Below are 25,368 nucleotides of genomic sequence, written 5' to 3' on the forward strand. Positions count from 1 at the left end.
GCCAGGTACACCATCGGGCGGGCACCAGGGGGATGGAGCCCGGCCCCGCCCCCATGATTAGCTTTCGATCATGGAAGCTACGGGGGCGCTGCGGCGCGCATTCCGAGGGACCGCCGCCCACGCCCCGTGGTCGGCCTTGGCCTGGCGCCACACGGCCTTCACGGTCTCGGCCCTGCCGCTCGCGCTGCCGGCCGCGGGCGCCGTCGCGTACCTCATGCGGGCGCCCGGCCGCACGCCCTCCGCGCTGCTCGCCCTCCTCGTTCTGAGCCCGCTGCTGACGGCGCTGCAACGCAGCCGGTTCTGGTCCCTGTTGGACCTCGAGGTGCCGGCGGTCGTCCACGAGGGTCGACCGCTCTCCCCGCGCGGGCTGCTCGCGCGGCTGCGCTCGGAGGCCACCTGGCGGCAGTACGGGTACCACCTGCTGGTCGCCCCCGTCGCCGGCGCGGCCGGCGCGCTCGTCGTCCTCGCCTGGCTCGGCGGCGCCGCCGGGGCCACCGCGTACGCCTGGGCCGCGGCCGTGCCGTGGCAGGAGCGCACCCTGGGGTGGACCTCCCAGTACGACCTGCTGACCGGCGCCGGCGTCCTGCTGCTGCTCCTGACGCCCTGGCTCGCGGCCGCCGTCGCGCGGCTCGACGCGACCGCCGCGGCCGCCCTGCTCGGCCCCAACCGCGCCAAGGAGCTCCAGCGCCGCGTCGAGGACCTGGCCGAGAGCCGGGCCGGGGTGCTGGACGCCGCCGACCTCGAACGGCGGCGCATCGAACGGGACCTGCACGACGGCGCCCAGCAGCGCCTGGTGGCCCTCGCCATGAACCTCGGCATCGCCCGCGCCACCCTCACCGACCTGCCGCCCGCCGCCCGCGCCGTCATCGACGAGGCGCACCGCGAGGCCAAGGAGGCCATCGCGGAGCTCAACGACCTGGTGCGCGGGCTGCACCCGGCCGTCCTGGAGGACCGGGGCCTGGACGCCGCGCTGTCGGGCGTCGCGGCCCGGGCGCCCTTCCCGGTCGAGCTGACCGTACGGCTGACCGAGCGGCCCGGGCCGACGGTGGAGGCCGTGGCCTACTTCGTGGTCTCCGAGGCGCTGGCCAACGTGGCCAAGCACGCCCGGGCCTCGCGGTGCGAGGTGACCGTCGTGCGCGAACCCGAGGGCGGGGGAGGCCCGTTGCGCATCACCGTCACCGACGACGGGGTCGGCGGCGCCGATCCGGCCGGGGGCACCGGACTGACCGGACTGCGCAAGCGCGTAGGGTCGGTGGACGGAACGATCGAGATCGACAGCCCCCTCGGGGGCCCGACCGTCATCACTGTGGAGCTGCCGTGCGGGCTGTGATCGCCGAGGACTCGGTGCTGCTGCGGATCGGACTCGTCAAGGTCCTGGAGATGGCCGGGTTCGAGGTCGCCGCCGAGACCGGGGACGCCGAGGGCCTGCTGGCCGCCGTCGAGGAGCACCGGCCCGCGCTGGCCCTGGTCGACGTCCGGATGCCGCCCGGTTTCACCGACGAGGGCGTACGGGCGGCGTTGATGATCCGTCAGCAGTGGCCGGGGACAGCCGTGCTGCTGCTCTCGCAGTACGTGGAGGAGCGCTACGCCGCCGACCTGCTCGCCACCCAGAGCGGTGGCATCGGCTACCTGCTCAAGCAACGGGTCGCCGACGTCGAGGAGTTCGTCGACGCCCTCAAGAGGGTCGCCGCCGGGGGCACCGCCCTGGACCCCCAGGTGGTGGCCCAGCTGCTGCTGCGCCGGAGCGGGGCCGAGCGGCCGCTGGCCCGGCTGACGCCGCGCGAGCGGGACGTGCTGGCGCTCATGGCGGAGGGGCGGTCCAACGCCGGGATCGCGGCCGAGCTGGTGGTGGGCGACTCGGCGGTGGCCAAGCACATCAACAACATCTTCGCCAAGCTCGACCTGCCCCCGGCGGACGGGGACCACCGCAGGGTGCTGGCGGTGCTGCGGTTCCTGGAGGGCGGCTCGTGACGGGCGCCCCCGACGCTCCGCCCGGTGCCGCCGGCGGCGACCGCGCCCGATCCGCCGCCCCCGCCGCCGGCCGCGAGGGTCCGTCCGCGCGCGCCGCGACGGCGGCCCCCGAGGGTGCGGGTCCCGGGACCTCGGCCTCCGCCACCGCGGCCCCCGAGGACGCGGCCCGTGCCGGCCGTGCCCCGCGGCGGGCGCGTACCGCGTGGTACGCCGTCGCCGCCGTGAGCGCCGCGCTGGTGCTCGTGCCCGTCGCGTCCTGGGCGGTGTCCCGGCAGGCCCGGCACCAGGAGGCGCTGGCCGGCGGCAGCGGCGCGCAGCGGGTGCGTGCCGTCGAGATCGAGGTGGACGACGCCTCGGTCAGCGTGACCCCCGGCTCCGGCGGCGCGGTGGACTACCGCGGTACGGCCCGGTGGTTCGGGCAGCGGCCGACCGTGGAGCAGAGCCTGCTGGGTGACGTGCTGCGGCTGACCGCCCGCTGTTCCGACGGCGGGCTGCCCCTCGTCGTGGGCCCCGGCTGCTCGTTGGACCTCGCGGTGACGGTGCCGAAGGGCGTCCCGGTGCGGGTCGAGAGCGCCTCGGGCCCGATCGGCCTCAGCGGTCTGACCGGCCCGGTCGACGCCCGCAGCGCGTCCGGCGAGGTGCGGCTGTACGGGCTCGGCGGTCCGGTACGGGCCGAGGTCGGCAGCGGCACCGTCCGGGCCACCGCGCTCACCTCCGCCCAGGCGGAGGTCCGGGTGGGCTCGGGCAGCGCCGTGGTGGGCTTCGCGGCGCCGCCCGGGTCGGTGACCGGGACGGCCGACTCGGGATCGCTGCACGTCACGCTGCCCCCGGGGGTGCGCTACCGGGTGCGGTGCACGGCCGGGTCGGGGACGTGCACGGTGTCCGACGCGCTCCGGGACCCCCGCGCGGCGGGGGTGCTGCGACTGTCCGCCGACTCGGGCTCGGCCGACGCGGACTACGCGGAGTGAAGCCGTCGGCGGCCGCCGCGCGGCACCGCGCCCGTATCCGCGAAGAAGACCAGGTCAGAGCCGCTTGACCAAAGAAACCGGCGGGCGTTACATAGGGGATATAAAGGGCATATAAAGCTTCATGGGAGGCGGCCCGAGATGACCACCAGCATTGAACAACACCCCGACCTCGCCGAGATGCGCGCCCGGTTCGAGCGGGCGACGACCACCCCACGGGCGCAGTTCACGGAGACCCTGGCCCTGCTCACGGGCCTGTACCTGGCGGCCTCGCCGTGGATCGTCGGCTTCAACGACCTCACGACGCTCGCCGTCACGAACCTGATCACCGGCGTGGCCTACTGCGCGATCATGGGCGGCTTCGGCTCGGCTTACGAGCGCACCCACGCCATGGCGTGGGCGGGCATCGCCATCGGCGCCTGGGCGATCCTCGCGCCGTGGGTCGTGGCCGGGAACGTCGACACCACCCGCAGTGTGGTCAGCAACGTCATCTGCGGAGCCGTGGCCCTGCTGCTCGGCTGCGCGATGGCGGCGGCCGCCATGGGTACGGGCGGCCGGCGCGGGCTGTCGGCCCGTCGGGCCGGACGCCCGCCGACCATGGACCCGATGGTCTGACGCGACCGGATCCCGGATCCATCGAGCCCCGCCGTCCCCGGCGGGGAAGGCCGGCTCCCCGTGCCCCCTCAGCGGGGCGTGGGGAGCCAGCCGCGTTGTACGGCCCGCGCGCCCGCCTCGAAGCGGCTGCGCGCACCCAGCCGGTCCATCAGCTCGGTGGCCAGCCGGCGCGCGGTGCGCGAGGAGACCCCGAGGCGCTTGGCGATCGCGTCGTCGGTGTGGCCGTCCGCCAGGAACCGCAGGACCGTCCCCAGTTGCGGGGTGAGGTCCTCCTCCTCGGACGGGGCGGCCGCCGGTTCGGAGCCGAGCGGCTCGGCCGCCGACCACAGGCCCTCGAACAGGGCGGTGAGCGCGCTCAGCGTGCCCTGCCCGGTCAGGACGACCGCCCCGGCGGCGGTGTCGTCGCTGCTCACCGGGATGACGGCGGTGGCCCGGTCGACGATGATCATGCGGGTGGGGAGGGTGGTCAGGGTGCGGACCTGGCCGCCGCGGGAGCCCAGCCAGTCGGCGTACTCGACCGTGGGCCGGTCGTTGCGCACGCTGGCGAGGTAGATCGTGCGCATCCGCACGCCGCGGCCCAGCAGTTCCTCGTCCAGCGGGCGGGCGGCCGCCAGGTTCTCGGGGGTCTGGGCGCCGCCCGGCGACAGGCTCACCACCTCCTCGCGGACCTCGCGGGTGAGCCGGGCGAGCCGGTCGCGGATCTCGTCCAGACCCAGCAGCTGCTCCACGCCGGGGTGGGCCGTGGCCGGGCGCAGGTCGGCGTACTCGGCGATGAGCTGGGCGGCGGCGGCCCGGGACTGCTCGAGGCGCTGCTGCTGGGCCGCGATCTCCGCCTGCTGGCGGACCATCAGCAGCTCCATGCCGACCTCCGGTGACACCGCGCGCAGCGAGCCGTCGCCGGTGTGCGAGGGGCGGACCAGGGCCAGGATGCTGAGTTGGTCGAGCGCGGCGCGCACGTCGTCCTGCGACAGGGCGCATTCGCCGGCCAGGGCGGGGATCCCCGCCAGCGGCAGGCGCAGCATGGCCCGGTAGACGAGCTCCGCCCCGGTTTCCAATCCCAGCGTGGAAAGCATCCGACCCCCCGGTTCCTTTGGATCAGTTGATCTTTACAGAACCCCCCCACGGCCTGCCATCTCCAGAGGTCCCAAAACGTGGACGGTTCCGGCCAGGGACGGAACCGTCCGTCGCGTCGACTGGCCCAGGACGCCCGGGATTTCCCACTCTTGTCGGCATGTACCTCGTCCATGTCTCCCTGCGCCCCCCGCCGGGCGGCGGTTCCCTCGGCGCGGACCTGCCCGCCCTCCTGCGCGCGATCTCGCGACCGGAAGAGGCCCTCGAACACGTCACGCCCCACCCCGACGCGCGGCCGTACCCGGTCCTCGGGCTGCACCTGGTCGCCGGCTCGCTCGCCGACGCCGAGGGTGCCGCGCTGGCCGTCGGCCGGCGCGGCACCAAGGTGCTCCCCGAGCTGCGCGGCTGGGCGGTCCAGTGCGCCCAAGTCCCCCTCCTCAGCGCCTTCCTGGACTTCGCCGGCACTCCTGCCGTACGCCGTCCGCCGGCCGGCCGGGACGGTTCCGGACAGGGCCGGATCCGTCCAGCCGGATGGGCTTCCGAGCGGCCGGGCCGATCCGAAAACTAGTGACCAGCGGCCGGAACGCACCGGCCCGGGACCGGAACCGGTAAGGCGCCAACCGCGGGGCGCCCCCAGGTCCGGACCCGTCAGTCGTCCGTACCCGTCCAGCCCTGATCACCCCGAGGAAGTCGCCATGCTTCGCACCAAGTCCCTCCTGGCCACCGCGGTCGCCTCCGTCGCCCTCGCGCTGCTCGCCCCCGCCGCCTCGGCGGTGGCCTTCGACGGTCCGAGCTCGGCCGTCGAAACCGCGCAGACGACCGTCGTGGTCACCCAGGAGGACACCGGCGCGGTGACCGACAAGGACTCGATGGGCTGGCAGTAGCCCGCGACCGGGCTCCCGGACCGGCCACGCCGGGCCGGCCGCGCCCCCGGGCGGCGCGCCAGCCTCCGTACCACCCCTCCGTACGGAGTCCCGGCGCCCCCCGCACCACCCCCGCGCCACCCCCGAACCACCCGCCGCAGGACTCCTCCGGCGACCTCTTGAACGACCCCTGACCGGGCCCCCGTCGACCGGGGTGCCGAGTCGAACCCCTCCATCCCCGCCGTGATGTGACGCGCCGTCGGCGCACCCCCGCCGCGGCAGTCATCCCCCGTAACAGTGAGGTACGTTCCGCATGCCATCCGACATGCCCCCCTCCCCGACGCACGACGACATAGCCGACGCGTCCGAGAGAAGATCCCTCCCCACCGCCCGGCGCCGCCACATGTGGCAGGCCGCCGCGATCGCCGTCCTGATGGTGGCCGACGGCGGCGGCATCGCGCTGGCCAGCACCCCGCAGGCCGCGCCGAACGCCGTACGCCCCGCCGCCCGGCCGAAGACCCTCGGACCGGCCGAGGCGCCCAACGCCGCCTCCGCCCGCCTGATGGCCAAGGTGCAGAAGCGCCGCATCGAGATCCTCGCCGAGCGCACCGACTCCACCAGCACCTTCGCCAACCCGGACGGCACGACCACCCTCGAGTCGTTCACCGGTCCGATCCGCGCCAAGGACGAGCACGGCAACTGGGCGCCGATCGACATGACGCTGGTCCCCGAGGGCGGGAAGATCCAGCCCAAGCAGGCCGCCGCCGACGTCGAACTGTCCGACGGCGGCACCGGCGAGCCGCTGGCCGCGGTCGACAAGGGCAAGCACTCGCTGGGCGTCGCGTGGGAGGGCAAGCTCCCCAAGCCCAAGCTCGACGGCCCGACCGCCACGTACGAGAACGCCGTCCCCGGCGGCGACCTGGTCGTCACCGCCCTCAAGGAGGGCTTCACCCACAACGTCGTCCTGCGCGAGCGCCCCAAGGCCCCGGTCGAGTACCGGCTGCCCATCGAGGCCGACGGTCTGACCCTCAAGGAGACCGCCGACAAGCGGCTGCGCTGGGACGACACGAAGAACAAGGCGAAGGCCACCGCGCCCGCGCCCGTCATGTGGGGCGCCACGATCGACAAGGGCTCCGGCGAGCCCGAGAAGATCGCCAACGTCGACGTCGAGATCGAGACGGGCAAGGACGGCAAGCAGGTCCTCGTCCTCAAGCCGAGCGCCGCGTTCCTCAACGACCCGAACGTGAAGTACCCGGTGACGATCGACCCGACCGACTCCCTGATGGGGCCGATCACCGACACCTGGATCCAGTACGACGACTACCTGACCTCGCAGCGCGGCTCCACCGAGCTGAAGGCGGGCACGTACGACGGCGTCGAGAAGGCCCGCTCGTTCCTGCAGTTCAACGTGGACAAGTACAAGGGCAAGCAGATCCTCGACGCGAAGCTGCGCATGTACTCGTACTACTCGTCGACCTGCAACACCGCCAACGCCGGCGTCCAGGTCCGCCGCGTCACGGCCGCCTGGGACCCGTCCGCCATCACCTGGTCCAACCAGCCGGCCACCACGGCCACCGGCGCCGCCACCATCAAGGACGCCAAGGGCTACAGCTCCTCCTGCCCGGCGGGCTCCAGCACCTGGGACATCGACGCCATCGCCCAGTCCTGGGCCGACGGCCAGGCCAACTACGGCCTGCGCGTGGCCTCCGCCGACGAGGCCGACCCGCTGACCTGGCGCCGCTACCGCAGCGCCAACTACGTCGACGGCGCGCACAACGCCACGTACGAGCCCTCGCTGACGATCAACTACAACACCAAGCCGGGTGCGGCCACCGCGGTCTCCCCGCTCTCGGGCTCGTCGACCAACGACACCACCCCGACCCTCACGGGCAAGGCCACCGACCCGGACGGCAACACCGTCCAGCTCTCCTACGAGATCTGGGCCGCCAACGGCACCGCCGCGCTGCAGACCGGCAAGTCGGCCTACACGGCCTCCGGTTCCAACGCCCCGTGGACGCCCACCACCGCGCTCGCCCCGGGCAGCTACAAGTGGCGCGCCGCCGTCTACGACGGCAACAACTGGAACGGCACCTGGTCCGCCTGGCAGACGTTCACCGTCGACACCACCAAGCCGAGCACGACCGCGGTCGGCTCCACCGCCTTCCCGGCCGGCCAGTGGTCCGGCACCGCCAACTCCAACGGCGACTTCTCCGGCAACTTCACCTTCACCCCGCCCTCCAGCGACGTGAAGGACATCCAGTACAAGCTCGACTCGGGCACCTGGACCACCGCCGCCACCACCGGCGCCGCGGTCACCAAGTCCCTGGCCTTCCGCGCCGGCAAGCACGTCCTGACCGTGCACACCCGCGACGCGGCGGGCAACGTCTCCGCCGACGTCACGTACACCTTCTACGCCGGCTCCGGTGCCGCCCTGCTGGCCCCGGCCGAGGGCGACCGCCCCGCCAGCCGCACCGCGCTGCTGGCCCAGGCCAAGCCCACCGACACCGGGGTGCGCTACCAGTACCGCCGCGGTGAGACCGACGCCTGGAAGGACGTGCCCGTCGCGGACGTCCGGATCGCCGCCACCGGGGCCACCCCGACCGCCTGGCCGGTCGCCGTCACCGGCGGCACCGTCCCCGAGCTGAGCTGGAACATCACCCAGACGCTGGCCGCCGACGGACCCGTCGACGTCCGCGCCGTCGTCACCGACGGCAGCTCCACGGACTACTCCCCGGCCAACACCGTCACCGTGGACCGCGCCGCCGGCGCCGCCCCCGACCTCTCGGTCGGCCCGGGCGACGTCAACGCCCTCACCGGTGACTTCACCCTCGCCGAGTCCGACGCCACGGTGTTCGGCATGTCGGTCACCCGCGCCGCCTCCTCGCGCCGCCCGGCCCTGGGCGCCGCCCAGACCGGCCAGGCCGCGATCTTCGGCCCGGAGTGGGCCGGCGGCACCGAACTCGCCGCCACCGAGAGCAACTGGGCCACCGTCCAGGAGCCCGCCGCGGGCCTGGTCACCGTCACCGACGGCGAGGGCAAGCAGACCGGCTTCACGGCCACCACCGGCGGCGGCTTCAAGCCCGAGCCCGGTGCGGAGGGCCTGGTGCTCACCAAGGGCGCCGACGGCTCGTACACCCTGAAGGACACGAAGGGCGTCACCAGCACCTTCACCAAGGCCACCGGCACCTCCGCCTGGCAGCTGTCCGCCACCGCCCGTCCCACCGACGACCCGGCCAACCCGAGCACCTTCCTGGTCTCCACGGTCGTCCCCGAGAACGGCAAGCAGGTCGCCCGCCCGAAGTACCTGGTCGCCCGCACCAGCGCCGTCGACATCGACGTCTGCAAGGTGACGCCGTCCACCAAGGGCTGCCGCGTCCTGGAGTACGTGTACGCCGCGAGCACCACCGCGACCGACTCCGCGCTCGGCGACTACGCGGGCCGCGTCCAGGGCATCCGCCTCTGGGCCACCAACCCCGGCGCCGCCGCCGCGACCGCGACCGACATCACCTCGTACGCCTACGACAAGGACGGCCGCCTGCGCGAGCAGTGGGACCCGCGGGTCTCCCCGGCGCAGAAGAAGACCTACGAGTACGACGCGGCCGGCCGCGTCGTGAAGTACGGCGAGCCCGGCGTCCTGCCCTGGACCCTCACCTACGGCAAGGTCGGCACCTCCCCGGTCTCCGGCGACGGCATGCTGCTCAAGGCCTCCCACCCGACCCTGACCCAGGGCTCGAAGACGGAGACCAACGGCACCGCCGCCACCAGCGTCGTCTACGGCGTGCCGCTGAGCGGAGCGAAGGCCCCGTACACCATGGGCGCCTCCGACGTGGCCGCCTGGAGCCAGAGCGACGTCCCCACCGACGCCACCGCCCTCTTCCCGGCCGACCAGGTCCCGTCCGCCAACGACGGTGACGCGCTCGCCGCCGGCGACTACAAGCGGGCCGTGGTCACCTACACCAACGCCTCCGGCCGCCAGGTCAACACCGCGCAGCCCGGCGGGTTCGTCACCACCACCGAGCACGACGCCTTCGGCAACGAGGTCCGCGAGCTGACCGCGGCCAACCGTGCCCTCGCCCTGGGCACGTCACCCGGCGCCGCCCAGAGCCTGGACGCGCTGAACATCTCCGAGCTGGGCACCGCCGAGCGCTCCGACATGCTTTCCTCGGTCAGCGTCTACAGCGCCGACGGCGTCGACGAGCTCGACAGCCTCAGCCCGCTGAAGCTGACCGGTCTCGCGGCCGGCCTCACGGCCACCGCCGACCTCCCGGCCGTCGCGGCCGGCTCCGAGGTGGCCGCCCGCGAGCACACCCGCACCGCCTATGACGAGGGCCGTCCCACCGACGGCAGCGCCAAGGCCGCGCACCTGGAGACCAAGAAGAGCACCGGCATCGTGGTCACCGGCTACCCGGAGGCCGAGGTGCGCACCCTGGCCACCGGCTACGACTGGGCCAAGGGCCTGCCCACCTCCAAGACCGACGACCCGGCCGGCCTCGCCCTGAAGCGGACCACCGGCTACGACAGCCAGGGCCGCCCGACGCTGTCGACCGTCCCGGCCTCCGACGGCGCGGACGCCTCCGCCAGCACCACGGTCTACTGGACCGCGGGCGGCACGGGCGACTGCTCCGGCCGACCGGAGTGGGCCGACCTGGTCTGCAAGACCGCCCCGGTCGCCAAGATCACCGGCGCCAACGGCAACCCCGACGAGCTGCCGACCGTCGTCACCGAGTACGACCGGCACGGCCAGGTCGCCAAGCGCACCGAGACCGCCAACGGCTCCTCGCAGGTCATCACCACGGCCTTCGACGCCGCCGGCCGCCCCGTGACCAACTCGGTCTCCGGACCGGGCGCTGCGGTGCAGGCCTCCACCACCACCTACGACCCGGCCAACGGCCAGGTCACCAAGGTCGCCACCGCCGACGGCGCGGTGACCACCGAGTACGACGCGCTCGGCCGCGTGACGAAGTACACCGACGCCGAGGGCGCCACGACCGGCACCGAGTACGACGCGCTGGACCGCACCGTCAGGACGGTCGGCTCCGCCCCGTACACCACCACCTACGAGTACGACACGAACGCCGAGCCGCGCGGCCTGGCGACCAAGGTGACCGACTCCGGCGCCGGTGTCTTCACCAACAAGTACGACGCCGACGGCAACACGGTCGAGCAGACCCTGCCCGGCGGGGTCACGATGCGCCAGACCAACGCGCCCGGCGGCGAGACGGTCAACCGCACCTACACCCTGGACGGCCAGACCGAGCCCTTCTTCGCCAGCGCCGGCAGCACCTCGGTGCACGGCCAGCTGCTGAACCGCTCGGGCCTGACGGTCGCCGCCAACACCTATGACGCCGGCGGTCGGCTGGTGACGCAGCGGACCGAGGCCCAGGACGGCTCCGGTACCTGCGCGGTGTACAGCTACACGTACGACGCCAACGGCAGCAAGAAGACCGAGGCCTCGGCCACCGGCACCACCGACACCGGCTGCCCGACCTCCGCGGGCGCGGCCACCAGCCACGCGTACGACTCGGCCGGCCGGATCGTCGACGCGGGCTACCAGTACGACGCCCGCGGTCGCCTGACCACCAGCCCCGACGGCCTGTCGTCGACGTACTTCGCCAACGACCAGCTGCAGAGCCAGACCGCCGGCACCCGCCGGCAGACCTGGACGCTCGACCCGCTGGGCCGCAAGCGCGGCGCCCTGATCGAGACGAACAGCGGCGGCACCTGGGCCTCGGTGGAGACCCAGAAGTTCCACTACGACGGCAGCGACCAGCTGGTCTGGACGCAGAACGGCACCGCCGTCACCCGCACCCTGATCACCGACGTCGCCGACCTCAACGGCCTCGCGGCGATCGACGCGGACGGCACGGTCACCATCTCGCTGAACGAGGCGAGCGACGACGGCCAGATCCAGTACACCCCGGCCACCGGTGAGTTCCTGGTGCGCGACAGCATCGGCGACCTGACCGTCGGCACCAACCCGGCCGACCAGATCACCGGCCAGGAGTCCATCGGCGCGGGCAGCCTGCTCTCCTCCTGCCCCGGTTGCAGTGCGGCCCCGCTGTCGGCCCCGACGGCCATGACCTCCTACAGCGCCAGCCGCTCCAAGGCCTCGAAGACCGACACCTGGCTCTTCCACAAGAGCCTGTGGACGTTCAAGAAGGAGAAGCAGAAGAGGCACCACAGCGACGGCCTGATCTGGAAGGACAACGGCTGCTCGGCCCCCTGGCTGGTGAAGGTCTCCAGCGCGGTCGTCTACTACTACAGCTCCGAGTTCCGCTGGCCCTGCGCCCGCCACGACTTCGGCTACCGGAACTACCAGGACCAGCACCGCAAGAAGCGGAAGTACAAGGACCGGATCGACTCCAACTTCAAGAAGGACATGAAGAAGTACATCTGCGAGCCGAAGAACATCTTCACGGAGCAGCCCTGCAAGGGCGCCGCGGAGGGCTTCTACTACGCGGTCCACTGGTTCGGTGACGACGCCTTCGGGATCTGATCGGAACGGGATCCGGACCACCGCCCCCGAAGCGCGGTGACCGACTCCGAGAGGGGCCGGCGGGAACGACCACAGCGGTCCGTTCCCGCCGGCCCCGCCGGCGTATCCGCGCCGTGTACGCCCACTGCCTCACCCCTCACGCCCCTGGCCCCCTGGCTCCCCGGCCCCCTCGCCCCCGCCTCGCCCTCGCGGAGAAGACCCCATGAACGCCTCCAAGCCCGCCGCCCTGACGGCCCTGCCGGCCGCGGCCCTCGCCGCCGGCGCGTACCTGCTCCTCATGCCCTGGGACCCGCGCGCCGAGGTGCCGGCCGGGCCCGGCTCCACCACCCTGACCTCCGGACACACCGTCTGGGGAGTCGCCCTGTTCGCGCTGGTGCTGGCCGTCCTGGCGGCCGCAGTGGGCCGCATCACCGCCCGCCCGGCGGCGGCCATGGTCGGGGTCGGCGGCACCCCCGCCGCGCTCCTCCTGGCCTCGTACCTCAGCCACCGGCCCGCCCCGGACGGCTTCGCCGGACTCTGGTCCGTCGACTGGCTGTTCACGGCCGCGCTGATGGTCGCGGGCACCGGACTGGTCGCCTACCTGGCCCGCCGTGACCGCACCCCCGAGCTGCTGCGGTCCGGCTTCCGCGACGCTCTGCTGCCCGTCGCCGCCGTCGCGGCCGCGGGCCTGGCCGCCTTCTTCGCCCAGGCCGTCGCCGAGCACGGCGCGGCCGCGGCCCGTACCGCCGCCGCCGTCCTCGCCCTGGCCCTCGGCCACGGACTCGGCTGGGCGCTGCGCGCCAGCGGCCGGCGCCCGACGTCCACCGCGGCGCTGGCCGGCGGTGGGGTGGTGCTGATCGCGGTGGTCGACAGCGCCGCCGTCCCGCTGTGGGGCTGGACCGCCCCCGACCTGCTCGCCTGGGCCGTGGCCGGCGGCGCGTTCGCCCTCGGGGCCGCCCTGGCCCACGCCGTCCACCCGGCCCGGCCCGCCGCCTCCCACTGAGCCGGGGCCGCCGCGCGCGGCGGCGGCCCCGGCCGTCCCGGTCCGAGGGGCCGGCCGGCCCCTACCGCGCCGCCGGCCCGGTCCAGCCGGCCGGTATCCGGCCCAGCCGGACGCGCTGCGGGTGGTCGCCCACCGGGACGGACACCGTCGGCCGGCCGGTGGCGAAGTCGATGGCCGTGACCCGGTCGGAGCCGCTCTCGGAGATCACGCAGGACCTGCCGTCGCCGCTGACGGTCGCCCAGTACGGCTTGTCGGCCGGCACCAGCGGCCCCTCGGCGAGGGTGGCCCGGTCGACGACGGTGGCGTACTCGTCCATCGTCCCGGCCACGCACAGCTTCGTGCCCTCGGGGTTCATCGCGAGGCCGTGGTGGCGCGAGTCGTTGACCCAGGTGGTGCGGTCCTCGCTGGTGGCCGGGTTCTTGGGGAGCGTCTTGATCTTGGTGATCCGGTCGGCGGCCACGTCGTACTCGACGAAGCCGTTGAAGAACGACAGTTGGAAGTACAGCTTCGACCAGTCCGGCGTGAAGGCCACCGGCCGCACGGCGTCGGAGAGGTCGGAGCGCCCGGCCGCGTCCAGCCGCTGGCGCATGTCGATCACCTTGACCGGCTTGTACGTCTGCGCGTCCACCACCGTGATGCGCCGGTCGCCCTTCGTCCAGTCCAGCCACGACGCGTCGAGGGCGCTGGTGACGTCGCCGATGGACATGTTCCAGAGGTAGCGGCCGCCCTCGGTGTAGACGTTCTCGTGCGGCTTGTCGCCGGTGGCGAAGGACCCCACCTGGCGGCCGGTACGGATGTCCAGCACGTGCACGGTGTTGGCGGTGGAGGCGGACACCGCGACCTTGGTGCCGTCGGGGGAGACGGCCATGTGGTCGGCCCGGTAGCCGGCCACCGGGAAGCGCCAGTTGAGCCGGCCCGTGGCCAGGTCGAGGGAGACCACGTCCGCGAAGCTGGGCCGGGAGACGACCAGCGCGGTGCCGTCCGGGGTGGCGTACATGTCGTCGGCGAACTGGTCGTGGCCCTCGCCCGCGGTGCTGCGGATGCCCAGGAAGTAGCCCAGCTTGATGGGGTTGAGGTAGATCTCGCGGAGCCGTTCGTCCTTGTCCGGGACCACGTTGATCCGGCCGATCCGGGCGAGGTCGCCGGAGGAGGCCAGGACGTCGGCGGTGCCGTCCCAGTTGTTGCCGACGAAGAGCACCTCGCGCAGGCCGTCGGCGGACACCGCCGGCACCGACCGGGCGGCGCCGGCTCCGGGGGCCGCGTCGGGGGCGGACCGGGCGTACGAGGTGCCGGGGGCGGCGACCGTCAGTGCCGCCAGAGCGGTCAGCGCGGCGAGCGGCGCGGTGCCCGCGGCCACTCCGCGCGATCGCCGGGACTTTCGTGAACGGCCGTACTCTGTAAGGGAGTTGGTCTTCGAACCGGGGCGCACGGAGGGCTCCTCACACGTGGGGGGTCCATTACCTGCCGGTAAGGTACTGACCCGTCAGTTCCGTGGCCAGACCTTCGCGCGCCTCCGCAACGCATTCGTCCGTGTCGGTGTTGGGCTGATCGGGTGAAACGCGAGAGGATGTGGGGATGCACATGAATGGCGGGGCCGAGGTGGTCCGGTGAGCAGGTACGACGTCACCGACGAACAGTGGGAGGGGCTGGCCCAGGTCGTCCCCCTGCGCAGCCGCAACGAATGGCCGTCGCGGGTCGACCACCGGACGATCCCGCGCGAGCAGATCGAACGGCAGCGCCGGTTCGTCGTCCTGCGGGTCCAGGTCTTCGCGGACGCGCGCGAGGTGGCCGAGTACCTGATCGCGCAGATCCCCGTGCTCCTCGACCTCACGGGGGCCGACACCGAGGTCGCCAAGCGCATCCTCGACTTCAGCAGCGGCGTCGTCTTCGGCCTCGGCAGCGGCATGCACCGCGTCGACCGCAACGTCTTCCTGCTGGCGCCCGTCGGCACCGAGGTCGAGGGCATCGCCGCCGCCATCCCGCACTCCTGACCAGGTTCCCGGACCGCCCGCCCGCCCGCCCGCGTACGCCCCGCCCCGTGCGGGGCGTACGCATGTCGGGGCACGGCCGGGACGGTCAGGAGGCGAGGCCCTCGACCAGCTCCGCGCCGGGGAGCTCGGTGAAGAGCTTGCCCGGGACGATCAGCTTGCCGCGGCGGCGCCCGCTGCCGATCAGCACCCACGGCATGTCGGCCACCGTCGAGTCCACCAGGACCGGCCAGTCCGCCGGGAGCCCGATCGGCGTGATGCCGCCGTACTCCATGCCGCTGAGCTCCACCGCGGTGTCCATCGAGGCGAAGGAGACCTTGCGGGCGCCGAGCAGGCGGCGGACCGTGCCGTTGACGTCGGCGCGGGCGGCGGCGGGGACCAGGCAGGCGGCGAGGGTGGTCTCGCCGCCGCGCTTGGCGGCGACCACCACGCAGTTCGCGGACGCGGTCATGAGGTCCTGGCCGTAGTGCTCGACGAAGGCCGCGGTGTCGGCCTTCGCCGGGTCGGTGTCCACGTAGATCATCTCGTCGGCCGGCACGGTCCCGCGCCAGGCGCGGACGGCGGCGGCGACGGGCCCGGTGAGCTCGTCGAGGCAGTCGGGGGCGGGGCGGGCGTTGTCGAAGTTTCCGATGGGTGCACGCATGGGGCTCATCGTGCACCAGCGGGCCCCCGCGACGCAGGGTTACATGTGACTCCGCGCACCCTCCCTTGACCGGAAAAGCAAGGTTTGCCTAATTTCCTGTGGCATGACCTCCCACGACCCGATACCCGAGCCGCCCGCCCGACCCGGCGACGGCCCCGGCAGGACGCCCGAGGGCGCCGGCCCGACGATCGGCTTCGACGTCGACTTCACCGCGCACGAGATCGAGCGGCGCGCCCAGGTCCTCGCCGCGATCGGTGCGGACTGGGACCCGGTCGAGGTGCTGCGCGGCGAGGAGCAGGCGTACGACCTCCTGTACTCCGGCCTCGACGCCGAGCAGCAGCGCCTGTACGAGGACCTGGTCGCGGCCGGCGTGCTGCCGCGCCGGTCCGGCGGTGGCCATGCTGCCCCTTGACCCGCAGGCCGACCCCGGCCGCCGCGCCTGGGTCGCCTGCCCCCGGTGCGACGACGCGCGGGGGTGCGAGCCGTGCGGGGCGCGGCGGAACTGCGGCACCCACTGGCGCTACCTGCTGACGAACACCGGCAGCCTGCTCCACCTCCAGTGCCCGGCGTGCACGCACGTGTGGGTGCACGAGAGCGGCTTCGGCGCGACCCGGTCCATCCCCGACCAGCGCTCGCGCGCCCGCGCCGACCTCGGGGACCCCTCCTAGGGTCCGGTGCGGGTGGCTCCGGTAGTCCGTTCGTAGGAAGGCGCCGAGGGCGGAACGGTTCGGCGCGCGGGCGACTGCGTAGCGTCACGGCGCATGGACGCCACCCCTCTCCGCCTCCGCCCGGATGCCGCGCCGTCCCCGGAACGCCCTGCCGCAGCCCCGTCCCAGGAATGCCCGGCCGTCGCCCCGGCCCCGGAACGCCCTGCCGCCGGGCCGGCCCGCCCCGCCGTCACCGAGCTGCGGCTCTCGGCGTACAAGCGCCACCGCGGGGCCGCCTTCCCGCTCGGGCCCGTCACCCTCTTCGCCGGCGCCAGCGGCACGGGGAAGTCCACCGCCCTGGAGGCCTACGCCCGGCTCGCCGCCCTCGCCTGCGGACGGACGCTCGCCGAGGCCTTCCCCGACGCGTCCGACTGCGTCCCCGACCGCGCCGTGGCCGACGCCCAGGGCCGGCGCGGCTTCCGCATCGGCTGCACGGTCGACGGCCCCGCCGGCCCGGTCCGCCTCGACCTCGCCGTCCAGGCCGACCCCGAGCTGCGGGTCGTGGGCGAACGGCTGGAGGTCGCCGGGCAGACCCTGCTCACCACCGCGCTGACCGACCCCCGGCGCCGCAGCGTGCAGGCGGCCTGGCTCACCGGAGGCACCGCGCACGTCACCCGCGCCCCGCTCCCCGACGACCGGCTCGGCACGGCCCTGCTCCCGCTCCGCGTCGCCGGCAGCACCGCCGGCCAGCGCACGGTGCTGGCCGCCGCCGAACAGGTCGTGGTGGCCCTGCGCGCCGTCTTCGCCTGCGATCCGCAGCCGCACCGGATGCGGGCCCCCGCGGCCCCCGGCGCCGGACTGCTCCGCGCCGGCTGCGACAACCTGGCCGAGGTCCTGCGCCGGACCCGCGACGAGTGCGCCACCCGGCACGCCGCGCTCGTCCGGGCCGCCCGCACGGGCTGCACCGGCCCGGTGGCCGACCTCCGCGCCCGCACCCTGGCCGACGGGCGGGTCACGGCCGAGCTCGGACGGGGCGGGGTCGTCCCGGGCACCCCGCTCGGCCGGCTGGGCGAGGGCGAGCTGCGGTTCCTCGCCCTGGCGCTGGTGCTGCTCACCGGGCCCGGCGTGCTGGCCGTCGACCCGGCGGCGGAACTGCTGCCCGCGCGCCAGGCGCTGGCGGTCCTGGCCGACGGCCTGGACCGCGGCCTCGACGCCCGGCAGACCGCCGAGCTGCTGCGGCTGGCCCTGCTCTCCTGCGGTCGTGGGCACATCCGGCTCGCGGGAGCCGTGGGGGAGGACGGGGCGGGGGCCCGCGGGCTGGCCGGGGTGTCGGTGGTAGACCTGGTGGCGTGAGCGCATCGGAGAAGTCACAGGGGCGACCGGGACGGGCGGCGGGGGCGGGGGACGCTGGGGGCGCAGGGGGCGCGGCGGGGGTCGGCGGTGCCGTCACGCTGGCGTCCCTGCAGGAGCGGCTCGTCGAGTTCGCCGCCGCGCGGTCCTGGGAGCCGTTCCACACCCCGAAGAACCTGGCCGTGGCGCTGAGCGTCGAGGCGTCGGAGCTGGTCGAGATCTTCCAGTGGCTGACGCCGGAGGAGTCGGCCCGGGTGATGGACGACCCGGAGGCCGCGCACCGGGTCGGGGACGAGGTCGCGGACGTGCTGGCGTACCTGCTGCAGTTCTGCGCGGTGCTCGGGGTGGACCCGTTGTCAGCCCTCTCTGCCAAGATCGACCGCAACGAAACGCGCTTCCCGCGGCCAGGAGCCACGCCGTGAGGGCCTGATCGTCACTCTTCGGAGTGATGGACTTGTCCACAACCGTGAGAGTGTCCACAGATTTCCGAATACCCCTGGCTTTACGGGTCCATTGCCCTCACGCTGGGTAGTGGCTAAGCAGCAAGATGTCGTACGGACGGGGGACGGCATATGGATGCGGTACGGCTCATCGCGGCCGGCCGTCACGCTCTGGCACAGAGCCGGACGGTGGGGGACACGGTGGTGGAGGCCTGGCAGGCCCAGGCGCTCGCCCAGACGATGGGAAGCTGGTTGGCGGTCACGGGGCCGCCGGAGCTGAGAACGGAGGCGCGGGGCCTCGGCGAAGCGGGCGGCAGGGGCTGCGGCGTGCTGGACCGGCAGGCCCTGGGGCTCGACGCCAGAGCGGACACGGTGCCCAGATCGGCGCAGTTGTCGGCGCTGGGCGACCTGCGGCAGGCCCTGCTGGGCCTGGGGGCGCTCCTCGGGGAGGTCGGCATAGCCCTCGTGTCGGTCGCGTGCGCCACCGACGACGAAGGCCTGTACTGGCACTGCATCGAGGCGATCGACGCGGCCGACGAGTCCAGCGACCGGGTCCGGGCGATACTGCGCAGGCTCACGGATCGGGAGCGGGGCAGCACCTCCGGTGCCGCCCGGGACTCGACGGCGGGCGCCGGCTGAACCGGCGGTCGGCCGGAGGGAGGGGTCAGAAGGAGCGGCGGGAGGGCAGCTCGCCCTCGGCGTCGTGACTCAGCGCCACCGGCTCGGGGCGGCGCTCCGCGGAGGTCTGGAGATCGGCGTCGAGCTGTGACAGGTCCGCGTTCAGTGCGGCCATCAGCTCCTCCATCTGCTGCAGCAGGCCCTTCGGCGCCCCGGACTGGGCGGGCACCGCCTTGTCCTGCTCGGCCTGTCCGGTGTGCTGCGGCACGTGTTCCTGGGACATGGCGGCCTCCTCGGCCCGGGCCCTTCCGCGGGGGAAGGGGGCGGTGAACGCACCGGCGGCGGCCGCCGGCGCGCGGGCCGGGCGGTCCGGCTCCGACCGAGCCAACGATCTCCCCGGGCGCCGGTCACTGGCCCGGACGGGCGCGGAGTACCTGGTTGACGCAGATTCACCCAGCCGGGGTGCCGGCGGGGCAGGATGGGAGGTATGGATCTTCGCATCTTCACGGAACCCCAGCAGGGCGCCGACTACGACACGCTCCTGCGCGTCGCCAAGGCCACCGAGGACCTCGGCTTCGACGCCTTCTTCCGGTCGGACCACTACCTGCGCATGGGGGCCGACCGGGCGCCCGGGGACGGGGAGGAGCCGCCCGGCATGCCCGGCCCCACCGACGCGTGGATCACGCTCGCGGGACTGGCCCGGGAGACCAGCCGGATCCGCCTGGGCACCCTCATGACCGCGGGGACCTTCCGCCTCCCCGGGGTCCTGGCGATCCAGGCCGCCCAGGTCGACCGGATGTCGGGCGGGCGGGTGGAACTCGGCCTGGGCGCGGGCTGGTTCGAGCGCGAGCACCAGGCGTACGGGATCCCCTTCCCGAAGGAGCGGTTCGACCGCCTGGAGGAGCAGCTGGCCATCGTCACCGGGCTGTGGGAGACGAAGGTCGGGGACACGTTCGACTTCGACGGCACCTACTACCAGCTCACGGACTCGCCGGCACTGCCCAAGCCCGCTCAGGCGAAGGTGCCCGTGCTGGTCGGCGGCCACGGTGCCCGCCGCACCCCCCGGCTGGCCGCCCGGTACGCCGACGAGTTCAACATCCCGTTCGCCTCGGTGGCCGACACGGAGCGGCAGTTCGGCCGGGTGCGCGAGGCCGTGGCGGCGGCCGGGCGCGCGCCGGGGGACCTGGTGTACTCCAACGCCCTGGTGGTGTGCGTGGGCAGGGACGACGCCGAAGTGGCCCGGCGCGCCGCGGTCATCGGCCGGGAGGTCGACGAGCTCAAGGCCAACGGCCTCGCCGGCACGCCCGACGAGGTGCTCACGAAGATCGCCGGCTACCGCGCCGTCGGCTCCCGGCGCATCTACCTCCAGGTGCTCGACCTGCACGACCTCGACCACCTCGAGCTGATCGCCGACCGGATCATGCCGCACCTCGGCGGCCCGACCCGGGCGGGAACCCTGGCCGGGCCCTGGGTGTCCTCCGGACCCGGCGAGGGACCCGTCGAGGGACCCGGTGCCGGCCGGACGGCGGGCACCGGCGGCCCCCAGGGCTGATGGCGCGCGCGGGCACGCCGCTCGCCGAGGCGCTGGCGGTGCGGCCGGTGCTCCTCGACGGGGGCCTCAGCAACCAGCTCACCGACCAGGGCTGCGACCTGTCCGGCGGCCTGTGGTCCGCCCGCGTGCTCGCCGAGGCGCCCGCACAGGTCGCGGCGGCCCACACCGCCTACGTCCGCGCGGGCGCCGAGGTGCTCATCACCGCCAGCTACCAGGTGTCGTACGAGGAGTTCGGCCGCCGGGGCCGCGGCCCGGACGAGGTCACCGCGCTCCTGCGGCGCAGCGTCGAGCTCGCCGACCGGGCCGCCGGGGCGGCCGGGCCGGAGCGCGAGGTGTGGGTGGCCGCGTCCGTGGGACCGTACGGGGCGGTCGTCGCCGACGGCTCCGAGTACCGCGGCCGGTACGGGCTCGGCGCACGGGAGCTCGCGGCGTTCCACGCCCCCCGCATCGAGGCGCTGCTGTCCGCCGGGCCGGACGTCCTGGCCCTGGAGACGATCCCGGACACCGACGAGGCCGCCGTCCTGCTGGAGCTGCTCGCGGGCACCGGCACCGCGGCCTGGCTCTCGTACACGGTCGAGGGCGGCCGCACCCGCGCCGGGCAGCCGCTCGCCCGTGCCTTCGCCCTGGCCGCCGAGGTCCCGGAGGTGATCGCCGTCGGGGTCAACTGCTGCGACCCGGCCGAGGTGGCCGACGCCGTGCGGACGGCCGCCGACGCCACCGGCAAGCCGGTGGTCGCCTACCCCAACGACGGTTCCGTGTGGGACGGCGCCACCGGCGTCTGGCACGCCCCCGCCGCGCCCGCCCCCTGGCCGGTGCCCTCCTGGCGCCGCGCGGGGGCCCGCCTCATCGGCGGCTGCTGCCGCGTCACCCCGAAGGACGTCGCCGCCCTGGCCCCCCGCCTGACGTCCTGACCGCCCGCCCCGCGCTCCGACGCCGCCCCGCCGTGCCTGCGGCCGGGCGGACCGACACGGAAAATGCGTGGTCAGGGGGTCGGGGCGCGGGAATACTCGGACAGGTGTTCCTGACCATCACCACCACCGGTACCCACGACCGCCCCGCGACCGACCTCGGCTTCCTGCTCCACAAGCATCCGGACAAGGCCCAGGTCTTCCGGACGGCGCACGGCAACGCGCACGTCTTCTATCCCGAGGCGGGCGCGGAGCGCTGCACGGCCGCGCTGCTGCTGGACGTGGACCCCGTGGCGCTGGTGCGACGGGGCCGGGGCAAGGGCCGGGGCGGCGCGCCGGACGCGGCCCTCGCGCAGTACGTCAACGACCGCCCGTACGCCGCATCCTCGCTGCTCGCCGTCGCGCTCGGCGGGGTGTTCTCCAGCGCGCTCAAGGGCCGCTGCCCGGCCCGCCCCGAGCTCCCGGAGCAGCCGCGGGAGCTCCGCGTCGAGATCCCGGTGCTGCCCGCCCGGGGCGGGGCCGAGCTGGTGCACCGCCTCTTCGAGCCGCTCGGCTGGCGCACGGTCGCCGCGGAGCCCGTCGCACTGGACGCCGGTTTCCCCGAGTGGGGCGACTCCCGGTACGTACGGCTCGTCCTGGAGGGCGAGCTGCGGCTGGCCGACGCGCTGAACCACCTCTACGTCCTGCTGCCGGTGCTCGACGACGCCAAGCACTACTGGGTCGCCCCCGACGAGGTCGACAAGCTGCTGCGGGCCGGCGACGGCTGGCTGGCCGACCACCCCGAGCACCCGCTCATCACCGCCCGGTTCCTGTCCCGCCGCTGGGGCCTGACCCGGCAGGCGATGGAGCGGCTCGAACTGGTCCGGCTCGCGGAGGCCGACGGCACGGTCGTCGAGGAGCTCGACAACGCCGTGGACGAGACCCACGACACCGAGGACAGGCCGGTCCCGCTGGCCGTGCAGCGCCGCACCGCCCTCGTCGGCGCACTGCGCACGGCCGGCGCCCAGCGGGTGCTCGACCTCGGCTGCGGGCAGGGCCAGCTGGTCCAGGAGCTGCTGAAGGACCCGGCGTTCACGGAGATCGTGGGCGTGGACGTGTCCGTGCGCGCCCTGACCGTGGCCGCCCGCCGGCTGCGCCTGGACCGCATGGGCGAGCGCCAGAGCTCGCGCGTCACGCTGCGCCAGGGCTCGCTGACGTACACCGACAAGCGGCTGACGGGCTACGACGCGGCCGTGCTCAGCGAGGTGATCGAGCACCTCGACCTGCCGCGGCTGCCCGCCCTCGAGTACGCCGTCTTCGGCGCGGCCCGACCCCGGACCGTGCTCGTGACCACCCCGAACGTGGAGTACAACGTGCGGTGGGAGAGCCTGCCCGCCGGGCACGCCCGGCACGGCGACCACCGCTTCGAGTGGACCCGGGAGGAGTTCCGCTCCTGGGCCCGGTCCGTCGCGGAGCGGTACGGGTACGGAGTCGCCTTCGAGGCCGTCGGCACCGACGACCCGGAGGTGGGGCCGCCCACCCAGATGGCGGTGTTCTCGCTCACCACGGCCACGGACCACCCGGTCACCGACACCACCAGCGCCACCACCAGCGCTACCAGCACCACCACCACGCCCGCCGCCACCCCGAAGGAGGAGAAGGCCGTATGACCACCGCACCCGACACCACCACCGCACCGGCCGCCGCCGAGCGGCGCACGCTGCCCGTGACCGACCTCTCCCTCGTCGTGCTGATCGGCGCCACCGGCTCGGGCAAGTCCACCTTCGCCCGCCGCCACTTCAAGCCCACCGAGGTGATCTCCTCCGACTACTGCCGGGGCCTGGTCGCCGACGACGAGAACGACCAGAGCGCGAGCAAGGACGCCTTCGACGTCCTGCACTACATCGCCGGCAAGCGCCTGGCCGCCGGCCGGCTGACGGTGGTCGACGCCACCAACGTCCAGCCCGAGGCACGGCGCCAGCTCGTGCAGCTGGCCCGCGCCCACGACGTGCTGCCCATCGCCGTCGTCCTGGACCTGCCGGAGGACGTCTGCGCGGCCCGCAACGCCGTCCGGCCCGACCGGGCCGGCATGCCCCGCCACGTCATCACCCGTCACCGCCGCGAACTGCGCCGCTCCCTGCGCGGCCTGGAGCGCGAGGGCTTCCGCAAGGTGCACGTGCTGCGCTCCGTCGCCGAGGTCGACGCGGCCGAGGTCGTCCTGGAGCGCCGCTTCAACGACCTGCGCCACCTCACCGGCCCCTTCGACATCGTCGGGGACGTCCACGGCTGCGCCTCCGAACTGGAGACCCTGCTGACCCGGCTCGGCTACGAGGACGGCGTCCACCCCGAGGGACGCACCGCCGTGTTCGTCGGCGACCTCGTCGACCGCGGCCCCGACAGCCCGGCCGTGCTGCGCCGGGTCATGGGCATGGTGAAGTCCGGCAACGCCCTGTGCGTGCCCGGCAACCACGAGAACAAGCTCGGCCGGTACCTGAACGGCCGGAAGGTGCAGCTCACCCACGGCCTCGCCGAGACCGCCGAGCAGCTCGGCCGGGAGGACGAGGCGTTCGTCGCCGAGGTGCGGGAGTTCCTCGCCTCGCTCGTCAGCCACTACGTCCTCGACGGCGGCGACCTGGTGGTCTGCCACGCCGGACTGCCCGAGAAGTACCACGGCCGCACCTCCGGCCGGGTCCGCTCGCACGCCCTCTACGGCGACACCACCGGGGAGACCGACGAGTTCGGGCTGCCGGTCCGCTACCCGTGGGCCGAGGAGTACCGCGGCCGGGCGGTCGTGGTGTACGGGCACACGCCCGTGCCGAACACCTCCTGGGTCAACAACACCGTCTGCCTGGACACCGGTTGCGTCTTCGGCGGGAAGATGACGGCGCTGCGCTGGCCGGAGCGCGAGCTGGTCGACGTACCCGCCGAGAAGGTCTGGTACGAGCCCGTCAAGCCGCTGGTCCCGCAGGCCCCCGGGGGCCACCAGGGCCGGCCGCTGGACCTGGCCGACGTGCACGGGCGCCGGCTGGTCGAGACCCGGCACCAGGGCAACGTCACGGTCCGCGAGGAGAACGCGGCGGCCGCGCTGGAGGTCATGAGCCGGTTCGCGGTCGACCCGCGGCTGGTGCCGTACCTGCCGCCGACCATGGCCCCGACCGCCACCTCCAAGGTGGAGGGCTACCTGGAGCACCCGGCCGAGGCCTTCGCCCACTACCGGGCCGAGGGCGTCGAGCGGGTGGTGTGCGAGGAGAAGCACATGGGCTCGCGCGCCGTGGCCCTGGTGTGCCGCGACGCGGACGTCGCCCGGGAGCGGTTCGGGGTCGAGGGACCGACCGGCTCGCTGTACACCCGTACCGGCCGGCCGTTCTTCGACGATCCGGCCGTCACCGAGGAGGTGCTGGACCGGCTGCGGGCCGCGATCGGCGGCGCCGGCCTGTGGGACGAGCTCGGCACGGACTGGCTGCTGCTCGACGGCGAGCTGCTGCCCTGGTCGCTGAAGGCCGGCGGGCTGCTGCGCAGCCAGTACGCGGCGGTCGGCGCGGCCTCGGGGGCGGTGTTCCCCGGCGCGCTCGCCGCGCTGGAGGCGGCCGCCGCCCGCGGGGTGGAGACCGGGGAGCTGCTCGCCCGGCAGCGGGAGCGGGCCGCCGACGCGGCCGCGTTCACCGAGGCGTACCGGCGCTACTGCTGGAGCACCGAGGGGCTCGCGGGCGTCAGGTTCGCGCCGTTCCAGCTGCTCGCCGCGGCGGGGCGCAGCCTCGCGACCGAGGTCCCGCACGACACCCAGCTGGCCTGGCTGGACCGGCTGGTGGCGCACGACCCGACCGGGCTGGTGCGCGCCACCCGGCGGCTGGTCGTCGACACCGGCGACGAGGCGTCCGTACGGGCCGGCACCGACTGGTGGCTGGAGCTGACCGGCGACGGCGGCGAGGGCATGGTCGTCAAGCCGCTGGCCGCGTACGCCCGGGACGCCAAGGGGCGCCTGGTCCAGCCCGGCGTGAAGGTGCGCGGCCGCGAGTACCTGCGGATCATCTACGGTCCCGAGTACACGCGCCCGGAGAACCTGGAGCGGCTGCGCGAGCGGTTCCTCGGGCACAAGCGCTCCCTCGCGCTGCGCGAGTACGCGCTCGGGCTGGAGGCGCTGGACCGGCTGGCGGCGGGGGAGCCGCTGTGGCGGGTGCACGAGGCCGTGTTCGCGGTGCTCGCGCTGGAGTCGGAGCCGGTCGACCCGCGGCTCTGAGCGGGTCCGACCCACCGTTCCGAGCGGGTCCGACCCACCGTTC

Annotated in this window: 21 protein-coding genes and 1 pseudogene; 18 read left to right on the forward strand and 4 right to left on the reverse strand. The window is 74.3% G+C overall.

Annotated elements, in window-relative coordinates:
- Positions 1-70 precede the first annotated feature (70 nt).
- From ACIQCH_RS06555 to ACIQCH_RS06570, 4 genes are all read left to right on the forward strand, one after another.
- Positions 71-1,330, forward strand: a complete 1,260-nt coding sequence (locus tag ACIQCH_RS06555) for a sensor histidine kinase (protein ID WP_402578580.1) — start codon at positions 71-73, stop codon at positions 1,328-1,330.
- Positions 1,318-1,971: a response regulator gene (locus ACIQCH_RS06560; RefSeq protein WP_402578582.1), complete on the forward strand. Its 654-nt coding sequence runs from the start codon at positions 1,318-1,320 to the stop codon at positions 1,969-1,971. Before ACIQCH_RS06555 ends, ACIQCH_RS06560 begins: the two co-directional genes overlap by 13 nt.
- Positions 1,968-2,939 (forward strand): hypothetical protein, encoded by a 972-nt coding sequence (locus ACIQCH_RS06565; protein ID WP_402578584.1) that lies wholly within the window; start codon positions 1,968-1,970, stop codon positions 2,937-2,939. Before ACIQCH_RS06560 ends, ACIQCH_RS06565 begins: the two co-directional genes overlap by 4 nt.
- Positions 2,940-3,077: 138 nt before the next feature.
- Positions 3,078-3,551, forward strand: coding sequence for an SPW repeat protein (locus ACIQCH_RS06570; RefSeq protein ID WP_402578586.1), 474 nt, complete (start codon positions 3,078-3,080; stop codon positions 3,549-3,551).
- 68 nt (positions 3,552-3,619) lie between these two features.
- Here ACIQCH_RS06570 and ACIQCH_RS06575 read toward each other — a convergent pair whose 3' ends face one another.
- Positions 3,620-4,624, reverse strand: a complete 1,005-nt coding sequence (locus ACIQCH_RS06575; protein ID WP_402578588.1) for a LuxR C-terminal-related transcriptional regulator — start codon at positions 4,622-4,624, stop codon at positions 3,620-3,622.
- A 158-nt stretch (positions 4,625-4,782) separates the two neighbouring features.
- Between ACIQCH_RS06575 and ACIQCH_RS06580 the strand changes: the two genes are divergently transcribed.
- From ACIQCH_RS06580 to ACIQCH_RS06595, 4 genes are all read left to right on the forward strand, one after another.
- Entirely contained in the window at positions 4,783-5,190 is a 408-nt protein-coding gene (locus ACIQCH_RS06580) for a hypothetical protein (protein ID WP_402578590.1), read from the forward strand.
- Positions 5,191-5,317: 127 nt separating this feature from the next.
- Positions 5,318-5,506, forward strand: a complete 189-nt coding sequence (locus tag ACIQCH_RS06585) for a hypothetical protein (protein ID WP_402578592.1) — start codon at positions 5,318-5,320, stop codon at positions 5,504-5,506.
- A gap of 304 nt (positions 5,507-5,810) precedes the next feature.
- Positions 5,811-11,981, forward strand: a complete 6,171-nt coding sequence (locus ACIQCH_RS06590) for a phospholipase A2 (protein ID WP_402578594.1) — start codon at positions 5,811-5,813, stop codon at positions 11,979-11,981.
- Between the two features lie 202 nt (positions 11,982-12,183).
- Entirely contained in the window at positions 12,184-12,963 is a 780-nt protein-coding gene (locus tag ACIQCH_RS06595; protein ID WP_402578596.1) for a hypothetical protein, read from the forward strand.
- Positions 12,964-13,024: 61 nt separating this feature from the next.
- On the opposite strand, the gene ACIQCH_RS06600 is transcribed toward ACIQCH_RS06595, so the two are convergent.
- Positions 13,025-14,320 (reverse strand): YncE family protein, encoded by a 1,296-nt coding sequence (locus ACIQCH_RS06600; RefSeq protein WP_402578598.1) that lies wholly within the window; start codon positions 14,318-14,320, stop codon positions 13,025-13,027.
- A 250-nt stretch (positions 14,321-14,570) separates the two neighbouring features.
- On the opposite strand from ACIQCH_RS06600, the gene ACIQCH_RS06605 reads away from it, so the two are divergent.
- Positions 14,571-14,954 (forward strand): cell division protein SepF, encoded by a 384-nt coding sequence (locus ACIQCH_RS06605; RefSeq protein WP_402578600.1) that lies wholly within the window; start codon positions 14,571-14,573, stop codon positions 14,952-14,954.
- 85 nt (positions 14,955-15,039) lie between these two features.
- Here ACIQCH_RS06605 and ACIQCH_RS06610 read toward each other — a convergent pair whose 3' ends face one another.
- Complete coding sequence (locus tag ACIQCH_RS06610; RefSeq protein WP_402578602.1) at positions 15,040-15,594, reverse strand: YbaK/EbsC family protein; 555 nt, start codon at positions 15,592-15,594, stop codon at positions 15,040-15,042.
- 103 nt (positions 15,595-15,697) lie between these two features.
- On the opposite strand from ACIQCH_RS06610, the gene ACIQCH_RS06615 reads away from it, so the two are divergent.
- The 5 genes from ACIQCH_RS06615 to ACIQCH_RS06635 all read left to right on the forward strand — a co-directional run bounded on the left by ACIQCH_RS06615 (position 15,698) and on the right by ACIQCH_RS06635 (position 18,670).
- Positions 15,698-16,006 (forward strand): DUF6400 family protein, encoded by a 309-nt coding sequence (locus ACIQCH_RS06615; protein ID WP_402578604.1) that lies wholly within the window; start codon positions 15,698-15,700, stop codon positions 16,004-16,006.
- A complete protein-coding gene (locus ACIQCH_RS06620; protein WP_402578606.1) occupies positions 15,993-16,262 on the forward strand; it encodes a hypothetical protein in 270 nt (89 codons plus the stop codon). The genes ACIQCH_RS06615 and ACIQCH_RS06620 overlap by 14 nt, the downstream gene beginning before the upstream one ends.
- A 93-nt stretch (positions 16,263-16,355) precedes the next feature.
- Positions 16,356-17,594 (forward strand): AAA family ATPase, encoded by a 1,239-nt coding sequence (locus tag ACIQCH_RS06625; RefSeq protein ID WP_402578608.1) that lies wholly within the window; start codon positions 16,356-16,358, stop codon positions 17,592-17,594.
- 98 nt (positions 17,595-17,692) lie between these two features.
- Positions 17,693-18,013 carry a nucleotide pyrophosphohydrolase gene (locus ACIQCH_RS06630; protein ID WP_402578694.1) on the forward strand — a complete coding sequence of 107 codons (321 nt, stop codon included), beginning with the start codon at positions 17,693-17,695 and terminating at the stop codon, positions 18,011-18,013.
- A gap of 150 nt (positions 18,014-18,163) precedes the next feature.
- Entirely contained in the window at positions 18,164-18,670 is a 507-nt protein-coding gene (locus tag ACIQCH_RS06635) for a DUF6099 family protein (protein ID WP_402578610.1), read from the forward strand.
- A gap of 25 nt (positions 18,671-18,695) precedes the next feature.
- Here the strand turns inward: ACIQCH_RS06635 and ACIQCH_RS06640 are convergent, their stop codons facing one another.
- Positions 18,696-18,932, reverse strand: a complete 237-nt coding sequence (locus ACIQCH_RS06640) for a hypothetical protein (protein WP_402578612.1) — start codon at positions 18,930-18,932, stop codon at positions 18,696-18,698.
- Positions 18,933-19,136: 204 nt separating this feature from the next.
- Between ACIQCH_RS06640 and ACIQCH_RS06645 the strand changes: the two are divergent.
- From ACIQCH_RS06645 to ACIQCH_RS06660, 4 genes and pseudogenes are all read left to right on the forward strand, one after another.
- Positions 19,137-20,081: pseudogene (locus tag ACIQCH_RS06645) on the forward strand (LLM class F420-dependent oxidoreductase); the annotation flags it as partial.
- A gap of 119 nt (positions 20,082-20,200) precedes the next feature.
- A complete protein-coding gene (gene mmuM / locus ACIQCH_RS06650; RefSeq protein ID WP_402578614.1) occupies positions 20,201-21,112 on the forward strand; it encodes a homocysteine S-methyltransferase in 912 nt (303 codons plus the stop codon).
- 104 nt (positions 21,113-21,216) lie between these two features.
- The gene (locus ACIQCH_RS06655) at positions 21,217-22,758 is read left to right on the forward strand and encodes a 3' terminal RNA ribose 2'-O-methyltransferase Hen1 (protein ID WP_402578616.1); all 1,542 of its coding nucleotides are present in this window, start codon (positions 21,217-21,219) and stop codon (positions 22,756-22,758) included.
- Positions 22,755-25,325 (forward strand): polynucleotide kinase-phosphatase, encoded by a 2,571-nt coding sequence (locus tag ACIQCH_RS06660; RefSeq protein WP_402578618.1) that lies wholly within the window; start codon positions 22,755-22,757, stop codon positions 25,323-25,325. The genes ACIQCH_RS06655 and ACIQCH_RS06660 overlap by 4 nt, the downstream gene beginning before the upstream one ends.
- Positions 25,326-25,368: the final 43 nt, after the last annotated feature.

The sequence above is a fragment of the Streptomyces sp. NPDC093225 genome (assembly GCF_044753805.1).
Classification (GTDB): domain Bacteria; phylum Actinomycetota; class Actinomycetes; order Streptomycetales; family Streptomycetaceae; genus Streptomyces.

What these genes read in the sequence shown, in the direction of transcription:
- ACIQCH_RS06615 (WP_402578604.1), top strand. Translation starts at nt 15,698, where the DNA reads ATGACCTCCCACGACCCGATACCCGAGCCGCCCGCCCGACCCGGCGAC.
- ACIQCH_RS06595 (WP_402578596.1), top strand. Translation starts at nt 12,184, where the DNA reads ATGAACGCCTCCAAGCCCGCCGCCCTGACGGCCCTGCCGGCCGCGGCC.
- ACIQCH_RS06660 (WP_402578618.1), top strand. Translation starts at nt 22,755, where the DNA reads ATGACCACCGCACCCGACACCACCACCGCACCGGCCGCCGCCGAGCGG.
- ACIQCH_RS06555 (WP_402578580.1), top strand. Translation starts at nt 71, where the DNA reads ATGGAAGCTACGGGGGCGCTGCGGCGCGCATTCCGAGGGACCGCCGCC.
- ACIQCH_RS06575 (WP_402578588.1), bottom strand. Translation starts at nt 4,624, where the DNA reads ATGCTTTCCACGCTGGGATTGGAAACCGGGGCGGAGCTCGTCTACCGG.
- ACIQCH_RS06640 (WP_402578612.1), bottom strand. Translation starts at nt 18,932, where the DNA reads ATGTCCCAGGAACACGTGCCGCAGCACACCGGACAGGCCGAGCAGGAC.
- ACIQCH_RS06585 (WP_402578592.1), top strand. Translation starts at nt 5,318, where the DNA reads ATGCTTCGCACCAAGTCCCTCCTGGCCACCGCGGTCGCCTCCGTCGCC.
- ACIQCH_RS06625 (WP_402578608.1), top strand. Translation starts at nt 16,356, where the DNA reads ATGGACGCCACCCCTCTCCGCCTCCGCCCGGATGCCGCGCCGTCCCCG.
- mmuM (WP_402578614.1), top strand. Translation starts at nt 20,201, where the DNA reads ATGGCGCGCGCGGGCACGCCGCTCGCCGAGGCGCTGGCGGTGCGGCCG.
- ACIQCH_RS06580 (WP_402578590.1), top strand. Translation starts at nt 4,783, where the DNA reads ATGTACCTCGTCCATGTCTCCCTGCGCCCCCCGCCGGGCGGCGGTTCC.
- ACIQCH_RS06570 (WP_402578586.1), top strand. Translation starts at nt 3,078, where the DNA reads ATGACCACCAGCATTGAACAACACCCCGACCTCGCCGAGATGCGCGCC.
- ACIQCH_RS06620 (WP_402578606.1), top strand. Translation starts at nt 15,993, where the DNA reads ATGCTGCCCCTTGACCCGCAGGCCGACCCCGGCCGCCGCGCCTGGGTC.
- ACIQCH_RS06610 (WP_402578602.1), bottom strand. Translation starts at nt 15,594, where the DNA reads ATGCGTGCACCCATCGGAAACTTCGACAACGCCCGCCCCGCCCCCGAC.
- ACIQCH_RS06635 (WP_402578610.1), top strand. Translation starts at nt 18,164, where the DNA reads ATGGATGCGGTACGGCTCATCGCGGCCGGCCGTCACGCTCTGGCACAG.
- ACIQCH_RS06590 (WP_402578594.1), top strand. Translation starts at nt 5,811, where the DNA reads ATGCCCCCCTCCCCGACGCACGACGACATAGCCGACGCGTCCGAGAGA.